Source organism: Blastococcus saxobsidens DD2 (assembly GCF_000284015.1).
In the GTDB taxonomy this organism is placed as follows: domain Bacteria; phylum Actinomycetota; class Actinomycetes; order Mycobacteriales; family Geodermatophilaceae; genus Blastococcus; species Blastococcus saxobsidens_A.
Genome location: NC_016943.1, coordinates 3,208,313 through 3,227,409, shown reverse-complemented (window position 1 = coordinate 3,227,409; position 19,097 = coordinate 3,208,313). Strand labels below are relative to the sequence as shown.

Sequence of the window (19,097 nt, the reverse complement as noted above, 5' to 3'; positions counted from 1 at the left end):
CCGCGTCAGCGGCCGCCCACCTCGTATCCGGCCTCCTCGACGGCGGCGCGGACGGCAGCCTCGTCGACCGGCTGCTCGCTGGTCAGGGTCAGCCCGCCGGTGGCGAGGTCGACCTCCACACCGGTGACACCGGGCAGCTGCGAGACCTCCTCGGTGACGGAGGTGACGCAGTGCGCGCAGGTCATGCCGGTGACGGTGTAGCTGGCGGTGGTGGTCATGGGGTCCTCCCGGGAGGTGGATGGTCAGGAGCGGACGAGGCGGGCGATGGCGTCGGTGGCCTCGCGGACCTTCTCCTCGGCCTCGCGGCCGCCCGCTCGCGCGGCGTCGACGACGCAGTGGCTGAGGTGTTCCTCGAGCAGCCCGAGGGAAACGGCCTGCAACGCCTTCGTCATGGCCGAGACCTGGGTGAGGATGTCGATGCAGTACTTCTCGTCCTCGACCATGCGCTGCAGACCGCGGGCCTGGCCCTCGATCCGCCGCAGGCGCTTGAGGTAGTCGTCCTTGCGGTGGATGTAGCCGTGCGCGTGGTCGTGGCCGCTGCAGCCACCCTCGGTGGTCTCCACGTCGTCCCTCCTGTCGGCGCCGCGGGTCCGCGACGTCGCGAGGAACTATACCCCCCTAGGGTTTCCGACGCCAGGGTCGGGATCGCCGTCCTCCCGGAGCCGCGCCAGGTCGGCCTGGGCGGAGGTCAGCTCGTCCTGCAGCCCGACGATCAGCTCCGCCGATGCGAGGAGGTGGCCGTCGTCGAGGAGGCCGCGGACGCGCGCGGCGAGGGTGAGCTGCTGGCGGGAGTAGCGGCGGTGGCCGCCGGGGGAGCGGTGCGGGTGCAGGACGCCGGAGCTGTCGAGACTGCGGAGGAAGGCCGCCTGGACGCCGAGGAGCTCGGCCGCCTGGCTCATCGTGAGGGCCGGGTAGTCGGGGTCGTCCAGCCGGCGCAGCGGGCTGGGGTGCTCGGGATCCACGGGGCGGGCTCCTGTCGTCGTCAGCGGGCCGGACGGCGCAGGGGCCGGGCCCCGGACGGGCCCGGCCCCTGCGCTGCTGCCGGTCAGGTCGCGGTCAGCTCTCGACCGCCTTGGTCTCGTGCTGCGACTCGCCCTCGATGGTGCGGCCCTCGACGGCCGTGGGTACGTCGGCGCGGGTCACGGTGATCTTGCGCGCCTTCGCCTTCTCGGCCACCGGGATGCTCACGGTCAGCACGCCGTCGTGGTAGCTGGCCTCCAGTCGGTCGGTGTCCAGGCTGCGGCCGAGCACCAGCTGGCGGGTGTAGCTGCCGAACGGCCGCTCGGCGACGGCCCACTCCGCGTTCTCCAGCTGCGGGACCGAGCGCTCGGCGCTGACGGTCAGGGTGTTGCCCTCGACCGAGAGATCGATCGAGCCCGGGTCGACGCCCGGCAGGTCGAAATGGGCGACGAAATTGTCGCCGACCCGATAGGCGTCCATCGGCATCCCCGACAGCTGGCGGGCGGTGCCGGTTCCGGCGCGGCCGGTGAGCTGGTCCAGCGCGCGGAAGGCGGCGGACGTGGCGGCGAACGGGTCGTAAGCGGTCAGCATCATGGCTGGGACCTCCTGCACAGTCGTTCTGGTGTTCGCTGCCCGAGGTAGGAACCTCTAGTGGCGAATGGAGATTACCTCGCTCGGTCACCGAGGTAAACATCCACTGGGCGAGAACATCTCCTGGTCCCTGTCGCGGACCTCCCTCCGGCAGGCGTGAACCGGTGCCGGGCGGGGCAGGAGGGGCCCGTGGAGGAGACGACCAGCGCCACCCCGCAGGCAGCGCCCGACCGCCCCGTCCCGGACGCAGAGCCCACCGTCGCGCACACGGTCGAGGGCAAGACCGCCCGGCTCAGCATCACCGGTGAACTCACCGACACCGCCCGGCGCCCGCTCGTGCGCACCGTCACCGACGTGCTCCTGGCCGAGCACTCGCTGCGCCGGGTCGAGCTGGACCTGCGCGGGGTGACGTTCATGAGCTCCTCCGGCCTCGCGGTGCTGGTCCAGGTCCAGAAGCTCGGCGTGCCGCGCGGCATCGAGACCGTGCTCGTGGACCCGCCGCCGTCGGTGGCCCGCCCGCTCCAGCTCACCGGCCTGTGGCACCGGTTCACCATCGCCGAGGCCGGCGGTGAGCGGGCGGCCGAGCAGTCCTAGCCCGGTGTGGGGTGCGGGCCGGCGGCGACCGGGCTCCTAGCCTGACCGGGTGTCGTCCACCCACGCCCACAGCCACGGTCCCGACCCGGACGCGCCCCCGCCCACCGAGGAGGCGCTCGGCCGACGGCGCCGCGCCGTGTGGCTGATGCTCCTCATCCTGGTCCCGGCCGCGCTGGCCACGGTGATCGGGCTGGTCGCCCTGTGGCCCGACGGCGAGCCCACCCGCGCCGAGCAGGCGGCGACCGAGGCGCTGCCGCCGGGGACCACCTATCCCGACGGCCGGGTCGCCTCGGTGGAGCCGTACGACTGCGGCATCGAGGGACGGGCACAGACGTGCGCGACCGCGGTCGTGGAGATCCTCGACGGCGACGGGGCCGGGGACTTCGTCCAGCTCGAGCTCGACGCGGTGGTGGTGGCCAACGGGGTGGAGGAGGGCGACACCCTCGTCCTCACCCGCGACGCCGCGGCGGAGGGCGGTGCCGCGTACCTGTTCTACGACTTCGCCCGCGACGCCCCGATGATCACCCTGGCGATCGTCTTCGCCGTCGTCGTGGGGCTAGTCGCCCGGCTGCGCGGCCTGGCGTCGCTGCTCGGTCTGGCGTTCGCCTTCTTCATCCTGCTGCGGTTCGTCCTCCCGGGCCTGCTCGGTGACACCTCGCCGGTGCTGGTCACCCTCGTCGGCTCCGCGGCGATCATGTTCGTCGTCCTCTATCTCGCGCACGGTTTCTCGGCCCGCACGACGACGGCGCTCGTCGGAACCCTCTTCGGGCTGACGCTGGTCGCCGTCATGGGGGCGCTCTCGGTGGCCACGGCCCGGCTGACCGGGCTGACCAGCGAGGAGACCGTGACCCTGCAGGGCTACGACCCGACGCTCGACTTCTCCGGGTTGGTGCTCGCCGGGATCGTGGTGGCCGGCCTCGGGGTGCTCAACGACGTCACGATCACCCAGGCGTCGGCGATCTGGCAGCTGCACGAGGTCGATCCGTCGATGACCTGGCGAGAGCTCTACACCCGCGGGATGACGGTGGGCCGCGACCACATCGCCTCGACGGTCTACACGATCGTCTTCGCCTACGCCGGTGCCGCGCTCCCGCTGCTGCTGCTCTTCGAGGTCTACTCCCAGCCCTGGAACGTCGTCCTCACGTCGTCCGCGTTGGCCGAGGAGGTCATCCGCACGATGGTCGGCGCCATCGCACTGGTGCTCGCCGTGCCGGTGACCACCGCCGCGGGCGCCTTCTTCGCGAAGGCCGCCGACACCCAGGCCGGAGCCGCCACCGAGCGCTCGGTGACCGCGCTGCGCGCCCGGTTCGCCCGATGAGCGAGGCTGATCCCGTGCCCCCGACCCTGCTCCCGCCCGTCCCGTCCCTGAGCACCGAGCTCCTCGCCGCCGCGCAGGCCGCTCCGGGCTTCATGCCCGACGACGAGGGCCGCGCCCTGTACGAGGCGGCCCGCGCCGTCGCCGTCCCCGGGCCGCTGCTCGAGGTGGGCAGCTGGATGGGCAAGTCCGCGCTGTACCTGGCCGCCGCCGCGCGGGAGACCGGCCGGCAGGTGGTGACCGTCGACCACCACCGCGGCTCGGAGGAGCACCAGCCCGGCTGGGAGTACCACGACCCCTCGCTGGTCGACCCCGCGGTCGGGCGGATCGACACCCTGCCGCACTTCCGCCGGACCGTCGCGGAGGCCGGGGTCGAGGACGTCGTCGTCGCCGTCGTCACCCGGTCGGAGACGCTGGCCCCGCTGTGGGGCACCCCGCTCGCGCTGCTCTTCCTCGACGGCAGCCACACCGAGGAGTCCGCGCGCCGCGACCAGGACGCGTGGGTGGCCAAGCTGGCGGTGGGCGGCACCCTGGCGATCCACGACGTCTTCCCCGACCCGGCCGAGGGCGGGCAGGCGCCCTACGGCGTCTACCGGCGGGTGCTGGAGTCCGGCGACTTCGCGGAGCTTCCCGGCACCGGCTCCCTCCGGCTGCTGCGCCGTGAGCGCTGACCCGCTCGGGGCGGAGCGGGCGGCGGTGCTCGCGCAGATCGAGGCGCTGACCCGGGAGTTCGACGAGGTGGTCGCCGCCTCCAAGGCGTCCAACGCCGATGACGAGCACGACCCGGAGGGCGCCACGATCGCCTTCGAGCGCCAGCAGGTGGCCGCCCTGCTGCAGCAGGCCCGCCGGCGACTGGCCGACGTCGACGCCGCCGTCACGGCCGTGGAGGCCGGCACCTACGGCCGGTGCGAGCGCTGCGGCCGGCCGATCGCCGCCGAGCGGCTGGAAGCCCGCCCGACCGCCCGCACCTGCATCAGCTGCGCCCGCTGAGGGTCGCTAGCTGACGTACTTGCGGGCCGCCGACTTCTTCTGGGCGGCCTCCAGGGCGGCGAACCGGGCCTCGGCGTGCGGGGGCAGCACCCGCCGCTCGCGCAGCACCCACGGCAGGCCCCGGATGGCCTGGACCAGCCCCTGCAGCGTCACCCGGTCGCGCGGCACCGTCCGCAGCAGGTGCACGGTGCGCCGCAGCGCCGGGCGGAACGGGCGGCGCAGCCACGTCGTCCACAGGGTGTTCCGGATGCCGTCCGCGCGCCGCTTGTGCGGGTCGCGGGCGGTGCTCGCCTGGTGGTGGACGGTCAGGGCCGGCAGGTAGCAGAGCTCCCAGCCGCGGGCGGCCAGGTCGCCGGCCATGAGCTCCTCCTCGCCGCCCAGCCAGAGCCGTTCGGAGAACCCGCCGACCTCCTCGAACGCCTCCCGCCGGAGCACGGAGGCCCCGGCGAGGAACGATCCGAGCGCCGGACCGGGCAGCCAGTCGGCGCCCCGGACGGGCGAGTCGCGCAGTTCGGCGACGATCGGGTCCTCGGAGCCGCCCGGCTCCACCAGGATCCGGGCGGTCACGATCGCCAGCCGGGGATGGGCGTCGAGGGTGTCGGCCGCCGTGCGGAGCGCGCCGGGTTCCCACCAGGTGTCGTCGTCGCAGAAGGCCACGTAGGGGGTGTCCAGCCGGGCCACCCCGAGGTTGCGGCCGACGGCGCCCAGGTTCTCCGGGCTGGCGATCAGCTCCACCTGCGGGAACCGCTCGCGGACGGCGTCGGCGGTGCCGTCGGTCGAGCCGTTGTCCACCACCACCACGTGCGGCTGCTCGGGCAGGGCGACCAGGCGCTCCAGCGCCAGCAGCAGCTCGTCGCGGCGCTGATGGGTGATGACGACGACGGCGACGCGGGGATCCGGGTCGAGAGGGCGGTCCCCGGACCGCCGGATGCCGGACTCGGTGGTGGTCACGACCCGTCCTCCTGGAGGCGGCGCAGGTCGGCCAGCACGCCGGGAGGGACCGGCCGTCGCCGGCGCAGCGCGGCGGGCAGGTCCGGCGCCGCCCGCAGCAACCCTTCGATCCCCGGCCGGCCCGCCAGCACCGCCCGCCCGGCGGTCCGAGCCAGCTCGCCGGCCGGCAGGCGCATCGCCGCGGTGAGGAGCCGGCTCCGCCAGATGCCGGTCTGCCGGCGGGTCGGCGCCTCGCGCTGGGGGGAGGGGTGGTGGTGGATGGTCACCTCGTCGACGTAGGACAGCCCCCACCCGGCGCTGGCCAGGTCCAGGGCCACCCGCTCCTCCTCGCCGGGGAACCGCACCACCGGGTCGAAGCCGCCGACGGCCTCGAAGGCCTCGGTCCGGACCAGTGCGGCGCAGGCGACGAACCCGAGCAGCGAGGGGCCCGGCAGGTCCGGTGCCGTGCCCAGCGGGCTCCGGGCCATCTCCGTGCACACGGTGTCCAGCCGCTCCTCCGGACCGACCAGGATCCGTGCGTTGAGCAGGGCCAGCCGGGGATGGGCGCGCATGATCGCCACTGCGCGCGCCAGGTCACCCGGGGCCCACCACGAGTCGTCGTCGGCGAAGGCGATGAACGGGGTCTGCGCCTCCGCGGCCCCCAGCGTGCGCCCGTGGGCCCCCTCGTTGCGGTCCAGCACGAGCAGGCCCACCTCGGGATGGGCCTGGCGCACCGCGGCGAGGGTGCCGTCGGTCGATGCGTTGTCGACGAGCACCACCGGCGCCTCGTGGCGCGGCAGCGTGGCCAGCAGGTCCGCCCGGCGGTTGCGGCTGGCGACGACCACCGTGACGTCGGGCTCGTCCGGGCGGGAGCGCTCGGTCTCGGGCAACGTGGTCATGAGGAGACCCTGCCCGCAGACCCGGGGAGCCAACCGGGATCCGGGATGCCTTGCCCCGGCGTCCCGGCGGCGGGGAGCGCACCGGGATCGGCGAACAGCCCGGCGGCGCCCGAGGCCCCGGAGAGGGCGTCGGCCGCCAGGACCACCGCCGCCGCGGTCCAGGTCGTCCGCTCGATCGGCCAGCGGGCGTCGTCGGGGTAGACGTACCCCGTCCAGTACGCGCCGTCGTCGTCGCGCAGGTGCTGCATCGCCGCGACCTGCTCCAGCGCCGCGTCGCGCTGTCCGGCGGCGACGAGGGCCAGGGCGAGCTCGCAGGTCTCGGCGCCGGTCACCCAGGGCCGGTCGGCGACGCAGCGGATGCCCAGGCCGGGGACGACGAACCGGTCCCAGCCCTCGGCCAGCAGGTCGCCGCCGGCCGCACCGGTGACCGCGCCGCCGAGGACGGGGTAGTACCAGTCCATCGAGTAGCGCGACCGGTCGGCGAAGTACTCCGGCCGCTCCCGCAGCGCGCTGCCGAGGTCGGCGACGGCCAGCTCCCAGTCCGGCTGCGCCTGCCCGACGAGGTCGGCCAGGGCCAGCCCGCAGCGCAGCGCCTGGAACAGGCTGGCGTTCCCGGTGAGCAGCGCCAGGTCGTCGGGGGTGCCGTCAGGGCGCAGGGCCCAGCCGATCCCGCCGCCGGGCAGCCGCATGCGGACGACCAGGTCCAGCGCGGCCCGCACCACCGGCCACAGCTCGACGACGAGCGCCTCGTCACCGGCGGCCAGCCAGGAGTGCCAGACCCCGACGGCGAGGTAGCCGGCGTGGTTGCTCTCCGCGGCCGGGGCGGACTCCACACCGGCGCGGTACTCGGCGGCCCAGCTGCCGTCGGCCCGCTGCCGGGCAGCGAGCCAGCGGTAGGCCGCCACGGCGCGGGCGTGCTCGCCGGCGACGTCGAGTGCCATCGCCGCCTCGACCGAGTCCCAGGGATCCAGCTGGCCGGTGCGGAACCACGGCAGGGCGCCGTCCCGGGACTGCTCACCGGCGATCCAGGCGACCGTCTGCCGCACCTGGTCGGCGCCGAGCACCCCGGGCAGCTCCGGCAGCAGGAGGCCCGCCCGCTCAGCCGGCGGCAGCGGACCGCTCCCGCTGTCCGGTGACACCGAAGACCCGCGCCGGGGACGTCGCGGCGGTGGGCTTGTCGGCGTAGACGACGAAGCTCTTGCCGAACAGCGGGTCCAGCAGCCGTTCGGCGGTGCGGGTCAGCCACGGGCGGTGCGTGAGGTCCCACACCAGCAGCCGGTGGTAGGCGCGCACGAGCGGGGACTCCTTCTCCACCCCGACGGCGCACTTCAGCCACCAGAACGGCGCGTGCAGGGCGTGCGCGTGGTGGCTGGCGCCCGGCACCAGGCCGGCGGTGGCCAGCCGGGCGCGCAGGACGTCGCCCCGGTAGATGCGGATGTGCCCGCCCTCGTTGGCGTGGTACTCGTCCGACAGCGCCCAGCAGACCCGTTCGGGGCCGTAGCGGGGGACGGTCACCGCGACCCGACCGCCGGGCTTCAGGACCCGGAAGATCTCGGCCATCGCCGTGGCGTCGTCGGGGATGTGCTCGAGCACCTCCGACGCCATCACCCGGTCGACGCTGGCGTCGGGGAAGGGCAGGTGCAGCAGGTCACCGCGGACGACCTCGTAGCGGGCAGCTGTGCCATCGCCCGCCCGCCCAGCCTCGCCGGCCTCGGCGATCGCGCCCAGCCAGAGCTTCGTCGTCTCGACCTCCGGCTGCCCCCAGTCGACGGCGACGACGCGCGCACCCCGGCGGTAGGCCTCGAAGGCGTGCCGGCCCTCGCCGCACCCGAGGTCGAGGACGGTCATCCCGGGCCGCAGGTCCAGGCGGTCGTAGTCGACGGTCAGCACTGCTTCCCCTTGCGCTCGAGGACGGCGGCGTACCAGTCGGCGGTCCGCTCGGCCGTGGCCCGCCAGGTGTAGGTGTCGAGGACCCGCCGCCGTCCGGCGCGGCCGAGCTGCTCGGCCAGGGACGGGGAGTCCAGGACCAGTTTCAGCGCGGCGGTGAGCTCGCCGACGTCGCCGGCGCGCACCCGGAGGCCGGCCTCGGTGCCGACCACCTCGGGCAGCGCCCCGGCGTCCGTGGTGACCAGCGGGGTGGCGCACGCCATGGCCTCGATGGCCGGCAGCGAGAACCCCTCGTACAGCGAGGGGATCGCCACCACGGTCGCCCGCTGGAAGAGGCCGATCAGCTCGGCCTCGGGCACCGGGCCGGTGAACCGGACGGCGTCACGGAGCGACAACCGGTCCAGCGCCGCTTCCGCAGGCCCGCCGGGACGGGCCGTGCCGACGACGGTCAGGTGGACCGGCCGCTCGGTGCGCAGCTTGGCCAGCGACTCGAGCAGGTGCACCAGGCCCTTGAGCGGGACGTCGGCGCTGGTGACGGCGAGGATCGAGTCCGTCTCGCGGACCTGCCCGGCCGGCGGTGGGGTGAACCGGTCCGGGTCGATGCCGACCGGGACGACCTCGATCCGCTCGGGAGCGAGACCCATGTGCTCGCAGATGTCCCGGCGCGAGTTCTCCGAGACGGTCGTGACCCCGTCCAGGTGCTGGACCACCCGCGCCTGCATGGCGGTGAAGGCGTACCAGCGGTGCAGCGTCAGCCTGCGCCGCAGCGTCGGCGCCGCAGCCAGTTCCAGCCGGCGGTCGATCGCCACGGGGTGGTGGACGGTGGCGACGGTCGGGATCCCGGCGCGCACCAGCCGCAGCAGCCCGTAGCCCAGCGACTGGTTGTCGTGCACCACGTCGAACCGGTCGCGGCGCGGCAGCACGTGGCGGGCCGCGCGCAGGGTGAAGGTGAGCGGCTCCGGGAAGCCGGCGGTGCACATCGTGGCCCACTCGGCGACGTCGATCCAGTCGCGGACCTCCGAGGGGCGGGGCGTGCGGAAGGGATCGGGCTCCCGGTAGAGGTCCAGGCTCGGCACACGGGTGAGCGGGACGCCGTCGTCGAGCTCGGGGTACGGCTGGCCGCTGAGCACCTCGACGCGGTGCCCGAGCTCGGCCAGCTCGCGGGACAGCGCCCGGACGTAGACGCCCTGGCCGCCGCTGTGCGGCTTGCTCCGGTAGGACAGCAGTGCGATGCGCAACGACCGTCCCATGGGAACGGACTCTAACGACCGGGTCCGGGCATTCGGCTACCAGCCGGTAACGCCCGCTCCCGGGGCTCGTCGGCCGGGGCGCTGGCACAGTGGGGCGCATGATCCGTCACGTCGTGGTCTTCACCTGGTCCGCCGACGCCGACGCGGAGCGGCGGGCCACCACCCTCGAGGCGCTGCGCGGCCTGCGGCGCGAGGTGGGCGGGATGTCGTCGCTGGTCGTCGCCGACGACGCCGGGCTGGTCGACGGGAACGCCTCCTCGGTGCTCGTCGCGGACTTCCCCGACGCCGAGGCCTTCTACCGCTACGCGCAGGACCCGGTGCACCTCGCCGTCATCGCCGAGCACGTCCGGCCGATCCTGGCCGCCCGCAGCGCCGTCCAGTACCGCATGTGAGACGTCGCGGCCTGGGATGTCCCGGTCCGCGGACGGCTACGTTCGGGGCATGTCGTCTGCCTACCGCCTCCCCTGGAGGCTGCTCGCCGGACTGGCCTCGACCGTCCTGCTCGCCGGCTGCGGAGGGGACGAGGAGCCCGGGGGCAGCCCGGCGGCCACCTCCACCTCGACCGCCACCGCCACGTCGACGCCGGCCGACGAGCCCCGCGAACCTGATCTGGCCTCCGGACTCCTGCCGGCCGAGGCGTTCGGGCCCGAGGCCACGGTCGTCGCGGTGTCGCCGGAGCAGCTGGAGCAGGGCGCGGGCCTCGCCGCCGAGGCCGAGGAGCTGCAGATCACCCCGGAGAGCTGCCGGGCCACGGTCGACGGCATGCAGCCCGACATCTACGACTTCGAGGACATCGCCGCCCAGACGGCCACCACCGGGGCCTCGTCGACCGTCGAGATGCTCATGCGTGGTGGTCCGCTGGAGGACACCGTCGCCCAGCTGGCCGAGGCCGCAGAGCGCTGCCCGACGGCGCAGATGACCTCGCCGGAGATCGGTCAGGCGACCGTCACCTTCGAGAACCTCCCGGTCGAGGACCTCGGCGACGGCGCGGCCCTGCTGCGCTACACCACCTCCCTCTCCGCACCCGACGGTTCGCAGGTCTCCCTGCCCACCCTCATCGGCGCGGTGGAGGACGGCGACCGGCTGCTGCTCCTGGTCAACATCGACGCCGGTCAGGACCCGGCCGCGGCCACGGACCCGGCCGCCTTCGCCGATCTCCTCGAGCAGGCATACGAGGCGCAGGCCGACGCACTGGGCTGACCGGTCGGGCGCCGACCGTCCACAGCCCGCGGCGGCATCCACAGATGCCCTCGGCGGGCCCCGGCCGCGCCCGCCGCCGGACAGGGTCGGGGCATGGACGCTCCCGCCGACGCGTACGGCACCGACCGCCCCGAGGTCCGGATCTCCGATCCGGGGGAGGTGGTCGCCGCGCTGCCGCACCTGCTCGGGTTCCACCCGCGGGAGTCGGTGGTCCTGGTCGGACTGGGCGGCCCGACCGGCGGGCGGGTCGGCCTCACGGTCCGGGGCGACCTGCCACCGGCCGGAGCTGCCGGCGCGGCGGCACGCCAGCTCGTGGCGAGCCTGCGCAGCGACGCGCCGACCGCCGCGCTGCTGGTCGTGGTGTCGGACGACCCCGACGACCTCGACCCGAGGGGCGGTGACGAGGGGGCCGACGGCGCCCTGGTGAGCGGCACCCAGCTGCCGCACCGGCCGCTGGTGCACGAGCTGCTGCTGGTTCTGTCGGCGGCGGACCTGCCGGTGCGGGACGTGCTGCTGGTGCGTCGCGGTCGCTGGTGGTCCTACGACTGCCCCTACCCCTGCTGCGCCCCCGCGGCGGGGACCCCGCTTCCGGATGGCGTGAGCGAGCTGGCCGTGGCGGCGGTCGCCACCGGGCAGGTGGTGGCCGCCGACCGGGCCGCGCTGTCTGCCCGCATCGCCGCGCCGCCGGGCGCGCGCGGGGGCATGCGGGCCGCCTGCACCCGGGCGGCCGCCCGGCGGACGGCCCGGCTCGGGGCGGTGGGCCCGGCGGTGCTGACCGACGAGTCGTGGGCCGCACTGGTCCGGGCGGTCGCCCGGTGCCGTCCGGGTCCGGGAGGCGGCGGTCCGCTGGAGGACCACGAGGTCGCCGACCTGCTGTGGGCCCTGCGCGATCCGCAGGTGCGTGACTCCGCGCTCCAGCTCGCGCTGGGTGCCGACGCGGCAGCGGCGGAGACGCTCTGGACGGAGTGCACCCGGCGGGCGCCCGCGCCGCTGGACGCCGCACCGGCCACCTTGCTGGCCGTCAGCGTCTGGCTGCGCGGGGACGGCGCCATGGCCAACGTCGCGCTGGACCGCGCCATGGACAGCGACCCCGACCTCGCGTTGGCCCGGCTGCTCAGCCAGGGGCTCGCGGCCTGCCTCCCGCCGCGGGAACTGCGCGCCCTCCTCGAGCAGGCAGCCGGCGCGGGCGGCCCCGCCCGCCGGCCGGCCTGACCGGAGGTGGGCCCCTCACAGCAGCTCGGGCCGCCGCCACTCCTCGCCGAGGACGTGTTCGGCCAGGAAGCTGAGCACGGTCGAGTACCAGACCTGCGAGTTCCCCGGCGTCAGGACCCAGTGGTTCTCGTCGGGGAAGTACAGGAACCGGGACGGAATTCCGCGCTTCTGCAGCCCGTACCAGAGCGACAGCGCCTCGCCGATCGGCACGCGGTAGTCCTTGTCGCCGTGGATCACCAGCATCGGCGTGCGGATCTGGTCAACGTACCGGTGCGGCGAGTTCTGCTCGTAGCGGCGCGGTTCGGTGAACGGGTCACCGAACTCCTTCTCCCAGTAGTAGGCCGAGTCGGTGGTGCCGGTGAACGCCTCCAGGTTCCACAGGCTGGCGTGGGTCACGATCGCGGCGAACCGGTCGGTCTGCGTGGCGATCCAGTTGGCCATGTAGCCGCCGAACGAGCCGCCCATCGCCGCCGTGCGGCTCGCGTCGATGTCCGGGCGCTGCTCCGCGGCATCCACGGCCGCCATGAGGTCGGTGTAGGGCGCCTCGCCCCACTCGCCCCAGCCCCGGCGGACGAAGTCCAGGCCGAACCCCTGGGAGAGCGCGGGATTGGGCAGCAGGACCGCGTACCCCTGGGCCGCCAGGACCCATGGGCACCAGCGCCACGACCACGAGTTCCAGCTCATCAGCGGACCGCCGTGGATCCACAGCACCAGCGGTGCCGGCCGCTCCGCCGACGCCCCCTCGGGCAGGACCAGCCACGACTGCACCTCGGCCCCGTCGGTGGTGGTCGCGCGCAGCTCGTGCAGCGTGCCCGGGAGGCCCTCCACCGTGGCGGGGCCAGGGAGCGGCTCGGGGTCCTGCATCGGCGCCGACGGGTCCAGCCGGACCGGCACCGGCGGCGAGTCGTAGGCCGACCGGAGGGCGTACAGGGCGGTGCCGTCGCGGGCCACCTGCAGGTCGCTGTAGGCACCGTCCCCGGTCAGCCGCACGGGCTCCCCGCCGTCGGCCGGCACCCGGAACACCGCGTGCCGGCCGTCGTCGTCCGCGAGGAAGTAGACGGCGCTGCCGTCGGCGCTGAACTGCGGCGCGCTGGGCCACCGGTCGAAGTCGGGCGTGAGCTCCCGGACGGTGCCGTCGGCGACGCTCACCAGGAGCAACGTGTAGTCCGGCGGTTCGGCGTAGGACGACATCGCCTCCCGCACGCACACCAGCTGGGCGCCGTCGGGGGAGAACGCGGCGGCGTAGACGTCGGCCAGCGGGTCGTCGACGAGCACCCGGGTCTCGCCGGTGGCCGTCTCCGTGAGCACGAGCCGGCTGCGCCGTCCGGCCGGCCCGTCCGGCACGTCCTCGGCGCGGACCAGGCCGGCCCCGTCGGGGGACAGGGCGATGTCGTCGCCGGCGCCGGTGGGCGGCAGGGCGTCCGGGGTGAGGTCGCGCAGCTGGGCCGGCGTGCGCCCGGTGGGCTCCTCGTCGGCCGGGAGCCGGCCGGCCCAGAACACGTGCGGGCTCGCAGGACCGAGGTCGTGGTCCCAGAACCGGACCGGGTAGGCCTCGTGCAGGACGGCCGAGACGCCGGCGTCCTCCCGCTTCTTCCGCCGCTCCTGGTCGGCATCGGGGTCGGAGCCGCCCGGCAGGGTCGGGGCGACGACCACCACGTCCCCGGTGTCGGCGGAGACGGCGAACGAGCTGATCCCGCCGGGGCGACCGAGGGCCGGCCGGGCCTCGCCGCCCTCGGCGGGCAGGCTCCACAGCGCCGGCGTGGGCTCGTCCTTGGAGTCCGTGCCCGGATCCGGCCGGGCGGAGAGGAACAGCAGCGAGCCGTCGGGAGCCCATCGAGGGGCGGACTCGCCGGGCGTGCTGCGGGTCAGCCGCCGGGCCGGACGTCGCCCCTGCGGGTCCAGTTCCCAGAGTGCTGACTGCCACGTCTTCCGGTCGGGGGCGAGCGTGTGCAGCGAGACGGCCAGCCGCGACCCGTCCGGCGACAGGGCCAGGGCACCGATCCGCGGGATCGCGACGAAGTCGGGCAGGTGGTGGAACGGTGTGGGTGAGGCCTCGGGGGCCGGGTCGGCGGGTTCAGCGGTGGAGGAGCTCACCGGGGCCTTCTCTCGCGAGGGAGCAGGATTCCGCCCCACCGTAGTGAGCCGGGTGCTGCTGCCGCGCTGCCGCGGCTCAGCGCGGCGGAACGGTCGGCGCACGGCCCGGGCCTGCAGGAACGCCTCCGGCGGAAGCTCCTCCAGCTCCGTCGTGACCGCCTGCACCGGGATCGTGGCGGCGTCGAGGTCACCCGCCGGGACCCGCAGGACCTCCGCGCCGTCGTCCCGGCGGGTGGCGACGAGGTCGTGCGCCGCCGTGCTCCCGGGGTCGGTGGTGGCTGGTTCCGCGGTCACCCGGTCTTCCTGGCGCGGCAGCGGCTCAGAGCAGCGGCGCGGCCTCGAGCAGGGTCAGCTCCTCGTCGAGCGCGCTCACGAACATGTGCTGGGCGACGCCGGCGGGGAGCACGTAGCCGTCGAGACTCACCGACCCGTCGACGAGCTGAGCGGTCTTCCTGACCCCGGGTCGGACGCCGTGCTCCGCGAGGGCACGCAGCAGCGGCGGGTTCTCCTGCAACTGCTCGCTGATCCGCCGGATGACGACCGGCCGGCCCTCGGCCGTGGCCGTGGTCGACAGCAGGGTGAGCGAGTCGAGCACCGTGGAGGTCTCGCCACCCACCGGCTCGTCGCCGCGCAGCGCCTCCAGGCCCGGGATCGGGTTGCCGAACGGCGAGACCGTCGGGTTGCCGAGCAGCGAGAGCAGGCGGCGTTCGACCGCCTCGCTCATGACGTGCTCCCAGCGGCACGCCTCCTCGTGGACGTCGGCGTAGTCCAGCCCGATGACGTCGACGAGGAGGCACTCGGCCAGCCGGTGCTTGCGCATGACCGCGGTGGCCAGCTGCCGACCGTGGTCGGAGAGCTGCAGGTGCCGGTCGCCCTCGACCGTGAGCAGCCCGTCCCGCTCCATGCGGGCGACCGTCTGACTCACCGTGGGGCCGCTCTGGTGCAGGCGTTCGGCGATCCGCGCGCGGAGGGGGACGATGCCCTCTTCCTCCAGCTCGAAGATGGTGCGGAGGTACATCTCCGTGGTGTCGATCAGGTCGTTCACAGGTACTCCTCCGTGTCGGCGGCCAGTCTACGGGGCGCAGGACTCCGGACGGGGTGGCCGAGCCGGTCTCGGGGCCGTACGTGCGGGAACCGGACCCGGTAGCGTCCGGCGGGAGCAGGCGCGCCCGGCCGGGTTCGCCGGGGGAGGGGTCGATGAGCGACTCGGTGGCGGTCGTCTGGGACGACGCGTTGCTCGGCTACACCATGGGCGGCGACCACCCGCTGCACCCGGTGCGGCTGGACCTGACCATGCGGCTGGCCGACAGCCTCGGCGTCCTGGCCACCGACCGGCTGCGAGTCCTCACCCCGACCCCCGCCGGGGAAGACCTGCTGACCCTCGTGCACGACCCGCGCTACCTCGAGGCCGTCCGGCAGGCGCCGTTCGTCCCCGACGTCGGCCACGGCATGGGCACCCCCGACAACCCCGTCTTCCCCGACATGTACGACGCCGCGGCCCTCATCACCGGCGGCAGCGTGCTCGCCGCCCAGCAGGTGCACAGCGGCGCCGCACAGCACGCGGTCAACATCTCCGGCGGCCTGCACCACGCCATGCGGGACCGGGCGTCCGGCTTCTGCGTGTTCAACGACGCCGCCGTCGCCATCGCCTGGCTGCTGCGGCAGGGCTACGAGCGGATCGCCTACGTCGACCTCGACGTCCACCACGGCGACGGCGTGCAGACCGCGTTCTACGACGATCCCCGCGTGCTCACGGTGAGCATCCACCAGACGCCGCTGACCCTGTTCCCGGGCACCGGCTACCCGGAGGAGACCGGCGACGCCGAGAAGGCACTGGGCAGCGCGGTGAACCTGGCCCTGCCCAACGGCACCGACGACTCCGCCTGGCTGCGCGCGTTCACCGCGGTCGTGCCCAGCGTGCTCCAGGCGTTCCAGCCGCAGATCATCGTCACCCAGTGCGGCTGCGACGCCCACCACGAGGACCCGCTGGCCGACCTCGCGCTCACCGTCGACGGCCAGCGCGCCGGCTACAAGGCCATGCACGAGCTGGCCCACCAGCTCTGCGACGGCCGGTGGATCGCCCTCGGCGGCGGTGGCTACGGGCTGGTGCGCTGCGTGCCCCGCGCCTGGACCCACCTGCTCGCCGAGGTCAGCGGCACCCCGCTGGACCCGGCCACCGAGATCCCGGAGTCCTGGCGCGAGGACGTGCTCCGGCGCGGGCTGCGGGCCCGGCCACCCACGCACATGACCGAGGGCGGGTACACCGGGTTCTCCCGCTGGGACAGCTTCAGCGAGTCCCGCGTCGACCGGGCGATCATGCGCACCCGCCGCGCGAGCTTCCCCTACTTCGGTCTCGACCCGGACGACCCCCGTGACTGAGCCCACCGGCGCCGAGGACCAGCAGAACCCCACCCCGCCGCCGGGCTGGGAGGCCGACATCGTGGCCGCCGACGGCGGCACGGTGCACCTGCGGCCGATCTGCCCCGACGACGCCGAGGGCCTCAACGGCCTCATGGACCGCAGCAGCGACCAGACCCGCTACTACCGGTTCTTCGGCCCGATGAAGCGGCTCTCCGACCGCGACCTGCACCGCTTCACCCACGTCGACCACGACCGGCGGGTGGCCTTCGTGGTGATGCTGGGCGACCAGATCATCGGGGTCGGCCGCTACGACCGGTACCCCGGCACCGACGACGCCGAGGTGGCCTTCCTGGTCGAGGACGCCCACCAGGGCCGCGGGCTGGGGTCGGTGCTGCTCGAGCACCTGGCCGCCGCCGCCCGGGAGCGCGGCATCAAGCGGTTCGTCGCCGAGGTGCTCGCCCAGAACAGCAAGATGGTGCGGGTCTTCCGGGACGCCGGTTACAAGGCCGAGCGCTCCTACGAGGACGGCGTCGTCCACCTGACCTTCCCCATCGAGCAGACCGAGGACGCCCTCGCCGTCGCCTACGAACGGGAGCAGCGCAGCGAGTCCCGGTCGATCGGGCGGCTGCTCACGCCGTCGTCGGTGGCCGTGGTCGGCGCCAGCAACGACGACGGCAAGATCGGCAACGCCGTGCTCCGGCACCTGCTCGACTACGGCTTCGCCGGCCCGGTGTACCCGGTCAACCCCGGTGCCCGCCACGTCCGCGGCGTTCCGGCCTACGCCGACATCGAATCCATCCCCGACGACGTGGATCTCGCCGTCCTGGCGGTCCCGGCGGACGAGGTCGCCGGCGTCCTGGAGTCCTGCCGCCGCAAGCGCGTGCGCGGGCTGGTGGTCATCTCCGGCGGGTTCGGCGAGGCCGGCCCCGAGGGGCGCGCGGCGGAGCGGGAGCTGGTCGCCGCCGCGCGGGCCTCCGGCATGCGGGTGGTCGGTCCGAACTGCCTGGGCATCGTCAACACCGATCCCGAGGTGCGGCTGAACGCCAGCCTTGCGCCGATGGTGCCCGGCCGTGGGCGGGTCGGCTTCTTCGCCCAGTCCGGCGCGCTCGGCGTGGCGCTGCTCGAGCGGGCCCGCAGCCGGGGCATCGGGCTGTCCACCTTCGTCTCCGCCGGCAACCGGGCCGACGTCAGCGGCAACGACCTCCTGCAGTACTGGGCCACCGACCCCGGCACCGAGGTGGTCCTGCTCCACCTGGAGAGCTTCGGCAACCCGCGCAAGTTCGCCCGGCTGGCCCGCACGGTGGGGCGCACGAAGCCGGTGGTCGCGGTGAAGAGTGGCCGGCACGTGGGGGTCACCCCGGGTCTGGCGGGGACCTCGGTGGCCGTGCCGGAGCAGTCGGTGGCCGCGCTGTTCGCCTCGGCCGGCGTGATCCGGGTCGAGACGGTGGCGCAGTTGTTCGACGTCGGCACGCTGCTGGCCCACCAGCCGCTGCCGCCGGGCAACCGGGTCGCCGTCGTCGGCAACTCCACCGCGATCGGGGTGCTGGTCGCCGACGCCGTCCTCGAGGAGGGCATGGAGCTGTCGCACGAGGCTCCCGTGGACATCGGCGTGCGCGGCACGCCCGAGGAGTTCCGGGCCGCGCTGCAGGCCGCGGTCGACGACGACAGGGTGGACGCGGTCGTCGCGGTCTTCCTGCCGCCGCTGATGGCCGGGTCCCAGGAGTACGGCCCGGCGCTGCGCGAGGTGTCGGTGAACTCGCCGAAGCCGGTCGTCGCCAGCTTCCTGTCCACCGAGGGCATCCCACCGGAGCTGACGGTGCCCGACGAGCAGGGCATGCCCGCGCGCGGATCGGTCCCGTCGTACAGCACCCCGGAGCGGGCGGTCATCGCGCTCGCCAAGGCCACCGAGTACGCCCGCTGGCGGCGCCGCCCGGTCGGCGAGCAGCCGGAGCTCCCCGACGTCGACGAGGCCGCCGCCGAGGCGATCGTGCACGGCGCACTCGCCGAGTCGCCCGGCGGCCGCGAGCTGACCGACGACGAACTCATCGGCCTGCTCGCCGCCTACGGGGTGCCGCTGCTGGGCACCCGCAGGGTCGCCGACGCCGAGGCCGCGGTGGCCGCCGCGGACGCGGTCGGCTACCCGGTCGTGCTGAAGTCGACGGCGCCCTGGCTGCGGCACCGCTCCGACCTCGGCGGCGTGCGCCTGGACCTCGCCGACGCCGAGGCCGTCCGCACGGCGTTCGCCGCGATCCCGTCCGGTGACCCCGTCATCGTCCAGGAGATGGCGGCGCCGGGTGTGGCCACCGTGGTGGAAATCGTGGACGACCCGTCGTTCGGCGCGCTGGTCAGCTTCGGCCTCGGGGGAGTGGCCACCGACCTGCTCGGCGACCGCGCCTACCGCACGCTGCCGCTCACCGACCTCGACGCCGCGGAGCTGGTCCGCTCACCCCGGGCGTTCCCGCTGCTGAACGGCTACCGGGGGTCGGAGCCGGTCGACCTGGCGGCGCTGGAGGAACTGCTCCTCCGGGTCGCGCGGCTGGCCGACGACCTGCCGGAGGTCCTGCGGCTGACGCTGGAGCCGGTGATCGTCGGCCCGGCCAACCCGTGGCACGGTGGCCGCTCCCTCGTGGTCGCCGGCGGAACCGCGCTGGTCGGCCCGCCGACCGCTCGGGTCGACCCCGGTCCCCGGCGGATGCGCTCGCCGGTCTGAGCCCCATCGTCCTGACTCACCACCACGGGTCCTGGCTCACCACCACGGGTCCTGGCTCACCACCGGAGCTGAGCCACGACCCGGAACGATCAGGTGACCTGATC

20 protein-coding genes are annotated in these 19,097 nt (G+C 74.7%); 9 read left to right on the top strand and 11 right to left on the bottom strand.

Annotated features, from left to right (window positions below; all coding sequences use genetic code 11):
• Positions 1-5: 5 nt before the first annotated feature.
• The 4 genes from BLASA_RS15325 to BLASA_RS15310 form a co-directional block, all read right to left on the bottom strand.
• Positions 6-218 carry a heavy-metal-associated domain-containing protein gene (locus tag BLASA_RS15325; protein ID WP_014377102.1) on the bottom strand — a complete coding sequence of 71 codons (213 nt, stop codon included), beginning with the start codon at positions 216-218 and terminating at the stop codon, positions 6-8.
• 24 nt (positions 219-242) lie between these two features.
• Positions 243-512, bottom strand: a complete 270-nt coding sequence (locus tag BLASA_RS15320) for a metal-sensitive transcriptional regulator (RefSeq protein WP_193345699.1) — start codon at positions 510-512, stop codon at positions 243-245.
• A 96-nt stretch (positions 513-608) separates the two neighbouring features.
• Entirely contained in the window at positions 609-962 is a 354-nt protein-coding gene (locus tag BLASA_RS15315) for a MerR family transcriptional regulator (protein WP_014377100.1), read from the bottom strand.
• Between the two features lie 94 nt (positions 963-1,056).
• Positions 1,057-1,554, bottom strand: coding sequence for an Hsp20/alpha crystallin family protein (locus BLASA_RS15310; RefSeq protein WP_014377099.1), 498 nt, complete (start codon positions 1,552-1,554; stop codon positions 1,057-1,059).
• Positions 1,555-1,740: 186 nt separating this feature from the next.
• Here BLASA_RS15310 and BLASA_RS15305 point away from each other — a divergent pair, with 186 nt between their 5' ends.
• The 4 genes from BLASA_RS15305 to BLASA_RS15290 are packed head-to-tail and all read left to right on the top strand — an operon-like array spanning position 1,741 to position 4,450.
• Positions 1,741-2,145, top strand: coding sequence for an STAS domain-containing protein (locus BLASA_RS15305; protein ID WP_014377098.1), 405 nt, complete (start codon positions 1,741-1,743; stop codon positions 2,143-2,145).
• Positions 2,146-2,194: 49 nt separating this feature from the next.
• Positions 2,195-3,463: a YibE/F family protein gene (locus BLASA_RS15300; RefSeq protein ID WP_014377097.1), complete on the top strand. Its 1,269-nt coding sequence runs from the start codon at positions 2,195-2,197 to the stop codon at positions 3,461-3,463.
• A gap of 14 nt (positions 3,464-3,477) precedes the next feature.
• A complete protein-coding gene (locus BLASA_RS15295; RefSeq protein WP_231839470.1) occupies positions 3,478-4,131 on the top strand; it encodes a class I SAM-dependent methyltransferase in 654 nt (217 codons plus the stop codon).
• On the top strand, positions 4,121-4,450 hold the full coding sequence (locus BLASA_RS15290; protein WP_014377095.1) for a TraR/DksA family transcriptional regulator: 330 nt from the start codon (positions 4,121-4,123) through the stop codon (positions 4,448-4,450). Before BLASA_RS15295 ends, BLASA_RS15290 begins: the two co-directional genes overlap by 11 nt.
• 6 nt (positions 4,451-4,456) lie before the next feature.
• On the opposite strand, the gene BLASA_RS15285 is transcribed toward BLASA_RS15290, so the two are convergent.
• From BLASA_RS15285 to BLASA_RS15265, 5 genes are read right to left on the bottom strand one after another with little or no spacing between them, the layout of a single operon-like run.
• On the bottom strand, positions 4,457-5,401 hold the full coding sequence (locus BLASA_RS15285; RefSeq protein ID WP_014377094.1) for a glycosyltransferase family 2 protein: 945 nt from the start codon (positions 5,399-5,401) through the stop codon (positions 4,457-4,459).
• Positions 5,398-6,279: a glycosyltransferase family 2 protein gene (locus BLASA_RS15280; RefSeq protein WP_051005024.1), complete on the bottom strand. Its 882-nt coding sequence runs from the start codon at positions 6,277-6,279 to the stop codon at positions 5,398-5,400. Before BLASA_RS15280 ends, BLASA_RS15285 begins: the two co-directional genes overlap by 4 nt.
• Entirely contained in the window at positions 6,276-7,418 is a 1,143-nt protein-coding gene (locus tag BLASA_RS15275) for a prenyltransferase (RefSeq protein ID WP_014377092.1), read from the bottom strand. Before BLASA_RS15275 ends, BLASA_RS15280 begins: the two co-directional genes overlap by 4 nt.
• Positions 7,378-8,169 (bottom strand): class I SAM-dependent methyltransferase, encoded by a 792-nt coding sequence (locus BLASA_RS15270; RefSeq protein WP_014377091.1) that lies wholly within the window; start codon positions 8,167-8,169, stop codon positions 7,378-7,380. Before BLASA_RS15270 ends, BLASA_RS15275 begins: the two co-directional genes overlap by 41 nt.
• Positions 8,163-9,416: a glycosyltransferase family 4 protein gene (locus BLASA_RS15265; RefSeq protein WP_014377090.1), complete on the bottom strand. Its 1,254-nt coding sequence runs from the start codon at positions 9,414-9,416 to the stop codon at positions 8,163-8,165. Before BLASA_RS15265 ends, BLASA_RS15270 begins: the two co-directional genes overlap by 7 nt.
• A 98-nt stretch (positions 9,417-9,514) precedes the next feature.
• On the opposite strand from BLASA_RS15265, the gene BLASA_RS15260 reads away from it, so the two are divergent.
• The 3 genes from BLASA_RS15260 to BLASA_RS15250 all read left to right on the top strand — a co-directional run bounded on the left by BLASA_RS15260 (position 9,515) and on the right by BLASA_RS15250 (position 11,828).
• Positions 9,515-9,808 (top strand): Dabb family protein, encoded by a 294-nt coding sequence (locus BLASA_RS15260; RefSeq protein WP_014377089.1) that lies wholly within the window; start codon positions 9,515-9,517, stop codon positions 9,806-9,808.
• A gap of 49 nt (positions 9,809-9,857) precedes the next feature.
• Positions 9,858-10,616 (top strand): hypothetical protein, encoded by a 759-nt coding sequence (locus BLASA_RS15255; RefSeq protein ID WP_014377088.1) that lies wholly within the window; start codon positions 9,858-9,860, stop codon positions 10,614-10,616.
• A gap of 93 nt (positions 10,617-10,709) precedes the next feature.
• Positions 10,710-11,828: a DUF4192 domain-containing protein gene (locus BLASA_RS15250; RefSeq protein ID WP_014377087.1), complete on the top strand. Its 1,119-nt coding sequence runs from the start codon at positions 10,710-10,712 to the stop codon at positions 11,826-11,828.
• A 15-nt stretch (positions 11,829-11,843) separates the two neighbouring features.
• On the opposite strand, the gene BLASA_RS15245 is transcribed toward BLASA_RS15250, so the two are convergent.
• Together BLASA_RS15245 and BLASA_RS15240 are read right to left on the bottom strand one after the other, a co-directional pair.
• Complete coding sequence (locus BLASA_RS15245) at positions 11,844-14,216, bottom strand: alpha/beta hydrolase family protein (RefSeq protein WP_014377086.1); 2,373 nt, start codon at positions 14,214-14,216, stop codon at positions 11,844-11,846.
• Positions 14,217-14,241: 25 nt separating this feature from the next.
• On the bottom strand, positions 14,242-14,967 hold the full coding sequence (locus tag BLASA_RS15240; protein ID WP_014377085.1) for a metal-dependent transcriptional regulator: 726 nt from the start codon (positions 14,965-14,967) through the stop codon (positions 14,242-14,244).
• Positions 14,968-15,119: 152 nt separating this feature from the next.
• Between BLASA_RS15240 and BLASA_RS15235 the strand changes: the two genes are divergently transcribed.
• Both BLASA_RS15235 and BLASA_RS15230 read left to right on the top strand, forming a co-directional pair.
• Positions 15,120-16,301: an acetoin utilization protein AcuC gene (locus BLASA_RS15235; RefSeq protein WP_014377084.1), complete on the top strand. Its 1,182-nt coding sequence runs from the start codon at positions 15,120-15,122 to the stop codon at positions 16,299-16,301.
• Positions 16,294-18,993 (top strand): bifunctional GNAT family N-acetyltransferase/acetate--CoA ligase family protein, encoded by a 2,700-nt coding sequence (locus BLASA_RS15230; RefSeq protein WP_014377083.1) that lies wholly within the window; start codon positions 16,294-16,296, stop codon positions 18,991-18,993. The genes BLASA_RS15235 and BLASA_RS15230 overlap by 8 nt, the downstream gene beginning before the upstream one ends.
• The last annotated feature ends 104 nt before the right edge of the window (positions 18,994-19,097 follow it).

Coding starts and splice junctions, on each gene's coding strand:
- BLASA_RS15280 (WP_051005024.1), bottom strand. CDS start 6,279: ATGACCACGTTGCCCGAGACCGAGCGCTCCCGCCCGGACGAGCCCGAC.
- BLASA_RS15310 (WP_014377099.1), bottom strand. CDS start 1,554: ATGATGCTGACCGCTTACGACCCGTTCGCCGCCACGTCCGCCGCCTTC.
- BLASA_RS15325 (WP_014377102.1), bottom strand. CDS start 218: ATGACCACCACCGCCAGCTACACCGTCACCGGCATGACCTGCGCGCAC.
- BLASA_RS15235 (WP_014377084.1), top strand. CDS start 15,120: ATGAGCGACTCGGTGGCGGTCGTCTGGGACGACGCGTTGCTCGGCTAC.
- BLASA_RS15255 (WP_014377088.1), top strand. CDS start 9,858: ATGTCGTCTGCCTACCGCCTCCCCTGGAGGCTGCTCGCCGGACTGGCC.
- BLASA_RS15265 (WP_014377090.1), bottom strand. CDS start 9,416: ATGGGACGGTCGTTGCGCATCGCACTGCTGTCCTACCGGAGCAAGCCG.
- BLASA_RS15250 (WP_014377087.1), top strand. CDS start 10,710: ATGGACGCTCCCGCCGACGCGTACGGCACCGACCGCCCCGAGGTCCGG.
- BLASA_RS15260 (WP_014377089.1), top strand. CDS start 9,515: ATGATCCGTCACGTCGTGGTCTTCACCTGGTCCGCCGACGCCGACGCG.